Origin of the sequence: Nocardia sp. NPDC058666 (genome assembly GCF_042714895.1) — a bacterium.
GTDB lineage: Bacteria > Actinomycetota > Actinomycetes > Mycobacteriales > Mycobacteriaceae > Nocardia.
On sequence record NZ_JBHXRY010000037.1, the window covers coordinates 1 to 3753 of the forward strand.

At 67.4% G+C, this 3753-nt stretch carries 4 protein-coding genes; 2 read left to right on the forward strand and 2 right to left on the reverse strand.

What is annotated here, in order from left to right:
* Positions 1–157, reverse strand: a 157-nt coding sequence (locus tag ACFWVD_RS28060; RefSeq protein WP_379247850.1) for a barstar family protein, incomplete at its 3' end; no start/stop codon positions are given.
* 641 nt (positions 158–798) lie between these two features.
* The gene (locus tag ACFWVD_RS28065) at positions 799–1290 is read right to left on the reverse strand and encodes an SRPBCC family protein (RefSeq protein ID WP_379247844.1); all 492 of its coding nucleotides are present in this window, start codon (positions 1288–1290) and stop codon (positions 799–801) included.
* A 660-nt stretch (positions 1291–1950) separates the two neighbouring features.
* Between ACFWVD_RS28065 and ACFWVD_RS28070 the strand changes: the two genes are divergently transcribed.
* Both ACFWVD_RS28070 and ACFWVD_RS28075 read left to right on the forward strand, forming a co-directional pair.
* Positions 1951–3237: a glutathione-independent formaldehyde dehydrogenase gene (locus tag ACFWVD_RS28070; RefSeq protein WP_379247846.1), complete on the forward strand. Its 1287-nt coding sequence runs from the start codon at positions 1951–1953 to the stop codon at positions 3235–3237.
* A gap of 88 nt (positions 3238–3325) precedes the next feature.
* Positions 3326–3753 (forward strand): isochorismatase family cysteine hydrolase (locus ACFWVD_RS28075; protein WP_379247848.1); only part of this gene is annotated, 428 nt, incomplete at its 3' end.

Here is a 3753-nt window from a genome sequence, read left to right on the forward strand (position 1 = left end):
AGGTGAAGGGGGAAGGGGTGCCCCAGCCGCCGAAGAGACAGTCGTCCAGGGCGTCAAGGTTCCAGCCGAAATATCCGCCGGGTCCGTTGATGGCCTCACCGATCGCGCAGTAGAAGCTGTCTTTGTCGACGATGTGCCGGCCGTTCAAGGTGAACACTTGGCCCGCGGGTGCATCGGGCTTTCCCCGGCATTGGTACTCCCGGGACCACAGCGCCACCGATAGCCATGCCTGCCGGTCTGCGGGTGCGAGATCGTGCCACATTCCGGTCTGGTTCAGGCGACCGGTGCGGAGCAGGTCCCAGGCTCGTTCCGCTCCGGGCAGGGCGTTCTCGCACCACAGCGTCACCGTGAGGTCGACGAGGCCGACTCCATCAGCGGAAGGCTTGACGTCGATTACGGTGACCTCGTTGACGAAGTAGGACCCCATGGTGGCGCCGTCCCGGTCGAGAAGGGCGAGCCAGGCGTTCCCCGCCACGGCGCGACGACTACCGACATGATCGACGCTCTTCAGCAGGCCACCCTCCGGTAGGCACCCTACGAGGTGCACTCGACGTGCGCCCTCCTCACCCGGCAGAGGCGTGAAGAGCCCGTCGGCCTCGTGAGCAAAGCCCCAGAAGTCGCTGTCGTCGTCGTCCGAAGTCAACGCGTACTTCCGCCCCGTGCCATCCCGACCTGATATTCGCATCGCACCCCTTATGAGAGCGCTGATCCTACCGACGCCCTGCAACCTGCCGCGTGGTTGCCGGCGCCGTCCCATCAACACGCCGCGCCGTCAGGCGCCCGACCAGTTACGGCAGATCAGTCCTTCGCCTCGCGGACGTCTTTTCCCTGCTCGGCGAACGCCTTGAAGTCCTGCATGTGCTGTTGCGACTGCTTCCGGAAGGCGCCGGGCATCAGAATCCCCACCAGCTTCATCAGAAAGCTGCTGAACCGGTATTCGTTCTCGCTCTCCCACAGCGTCGTTTCCGGGCCGGCTTCCCTCAGCCGGTCGCGCACGGCGCTCCACATGCCCTCGCCGACGATCTCGCGGTCGAAGTGAACGACGCTCGATTTCGAGATCTCACTCAGGTCCGCCGGTTCCCGGCGCGTGATGGTCTCGGTGCACTCCATCTGCCGCTTGCCCATCTCCATCACGACCCGCGACTTGGTGCCGAGCTGACCGTGCTCCCCACTCAGCGGCTCGTGCAGCACCAGGCCCCGCAGCCATTTCGGCAGGTATGCCGGGTCGGCGAGCAGCCGGACCACCTTCTCCCGCGGCAGGGCGATCTCGGTGGAGACGGTGTACTTCATGGTGCGCACCATTCTTCCTTCGGGGCAATGTGCTTTCTACTGCTCTTCGTGCTCCTCGGCAGAGGGCACTGCATTCTGCGTCCCTGACTAAAGGTAGCGAGGTGCGGCGCGAGTATCTCCAGTTCCTCTGCCTGTCGGCCCTGCTCGCCGAGCAGCCGTGCCGACTCCCGCGCGCAGAAAACTACTCCCTCCCCGGCATGGTCGAGTTCGAGAAGTCGCGAAGTCGAGAAGTCGAGAGGCCAGATGCGACGGAATGCATCCAGGCTCCGGCCGGGCCTTATAGCTCGGAGCCGCTGACCGCTGGGGGAGCGAAATGCCGGGCAGGGGAGTGGTCACGTCCTGCTCGGGGAGGTCGCGGCCAAACGGGCCGGCTCCGACGCGATGACCGCGCGGACGGCCACAGGGGAGCTCGGGGGCTCCGGTGGCCGGCGGCGGGGCGGGGCTGCCCGGGCGGCGCGAGGTGGAGTGGGCTGGGCCCGCCAGTGAAGCCGCACGATGTGGGGTCGTGGTTCCGGTCACGCGTCACGGGCCACGGGCCAGGGGCGAGGCCGCACGTCCGAGGCCGACTCCGGCGATTCCGGCGATCCCGTCGTTTGGCGGTGACGCATGGGGTACCCGCGACAAAGGGGACTTCTTCAATACGGCGGCCAAGGAACGATCATGAAAGCTGCAGTGTACGAAGGACCGCGGACAGTGACGGTGAAGGACGTTCCCGACGCGAGGATCGAGCACCCCGCCGACCTTCTCGTGAAGGTCACGACCACGAACATCTGCGGATCCGACCTCCACATGTACGAAGGACGGACCTCATTCGAGACCGGCCGGGCCATGGGCCACGAGAACCTGGGGCAGGTGGTCGAGGTCGGTGCGGCCGTCGGCAAGGTGAAGGTCGGTGACTGGGTGGTGCTGCCCTTCAACATCGCCTGCGGCTTCTGCAAGCAGTGCGAGCAGGGCCTGACGAACTACTGCCTCACCATGCAGCCGAAGGCGGACATGGCGGGCGCGGCCTACGGCTTCGCGGAAATGGGCCCGTACCAGGGCGGGCAGGCCGAGCTGCTGCGCGTCCCGTACGGCGACTTCAACGCCCTGCGCCTGGGCGAGGACGCCGCCGAGCGCCAGCTCGACTACGTGATGCTGGCCGACATCTTCCCGACCGGCTATCACGCCACGGAGATGGCCGGAGTCAAGCCCGGCGACCAGACGGTTGTCCACGGCGCGGGCCCGGTCGGTCTGATGGCCGCCTACTCGGCCCTGCTCAAGGGCGCCGGGCGGGTCTGGGTTGCCGACCACCAGCCCGACCGGCTCCGCCTCGCCGAGCAGATCGGCGCCATCCCCATCAACACCGCCGAGCAGGACCCCGCCGAAGTCGTCAAGGACGCCACCCTCGGCCTCGGCGCCGACAACGGCTGCGAATGCGTCGGCTACCAGGCCCACGACCCCCAGGGCCGCGAGGACGCCACCCTCACCATGAACGGCCTCATCGACTCCGTCCGCTTCACCGGCAGGATCGGCGTTGTCGGGGTGTTCGTCCCCGAAGACCCAGGAGCCCTCGAGGCACAGGGGGAGCTTGCCGCCGAGGGGAAGATTCCGATCGACTTCGGCAAGCTCTGGTTCAAGGGGCAGACGATCGGCACCGGCCAGGCCCCGGTCAAGCGGTACAACCGGGCGCTGCGCGACCTCATCGCAGGCGGCAGGGCGGAGCCCAGCTTCGTCGTCTCCCACGAACTCGACCTGGACGAGGCCCCCTCGGCGTACGAGCACTTCGACAACCGCGACGACGGCTGGACGAAGGTCGTCCTCCACCCAGACGGCACCCACCGTTCCGGCCGGCGCGGCGGCTCCTCCCACCTCACCCTGCAGGAACTGCGCCATCGAGCCGCGGAACACGGGATCCAAGGCCGGTCCCACATGAACAAGCACCAGCTCGAGGAAGCACTCGGGTACTGATCACGCGGGGCCGACCGCACCCGCACCCCATACGCGAGCCGGTCGGCCCGGCACATCACCGGTCATCACCGGTCCTGGGAGGTGGACCGTGGCGAAGACGCCCGCACTCGTCGTCATCGACATGCTCAACACGTATGACCACGAGGACGCCGAACTCCTGATCCCGTCCGCCTCGCGGGCCCTGCCCGCCGTGCGAAACCTGCTCGCACAAGCCCGAGAACGGGACGTCCCCGTGGTCTACGCCAACGACAACTTCGGGAAATGGCGCTCCCACCACGGGGAGCTCCTGGAGGTGGCCCTCGCGAGCCCGCACGCCGACCTCGTCGAACCGATCCGACCCGACGAGTCCGCGTACTTCGTCGTCAAGGCACGCCACTCGATCTTCTACGAGACCCCGCTCGCCTACCTTCTGAACTCCCTCGACGTGACCGGCCTCGTCCTGTGCGGGCAGGTCACGGAGCAGTGCGTGCTCTACTCCGCCCTCGACGCGCACATCCGCCACCTGCCGGTCACGAT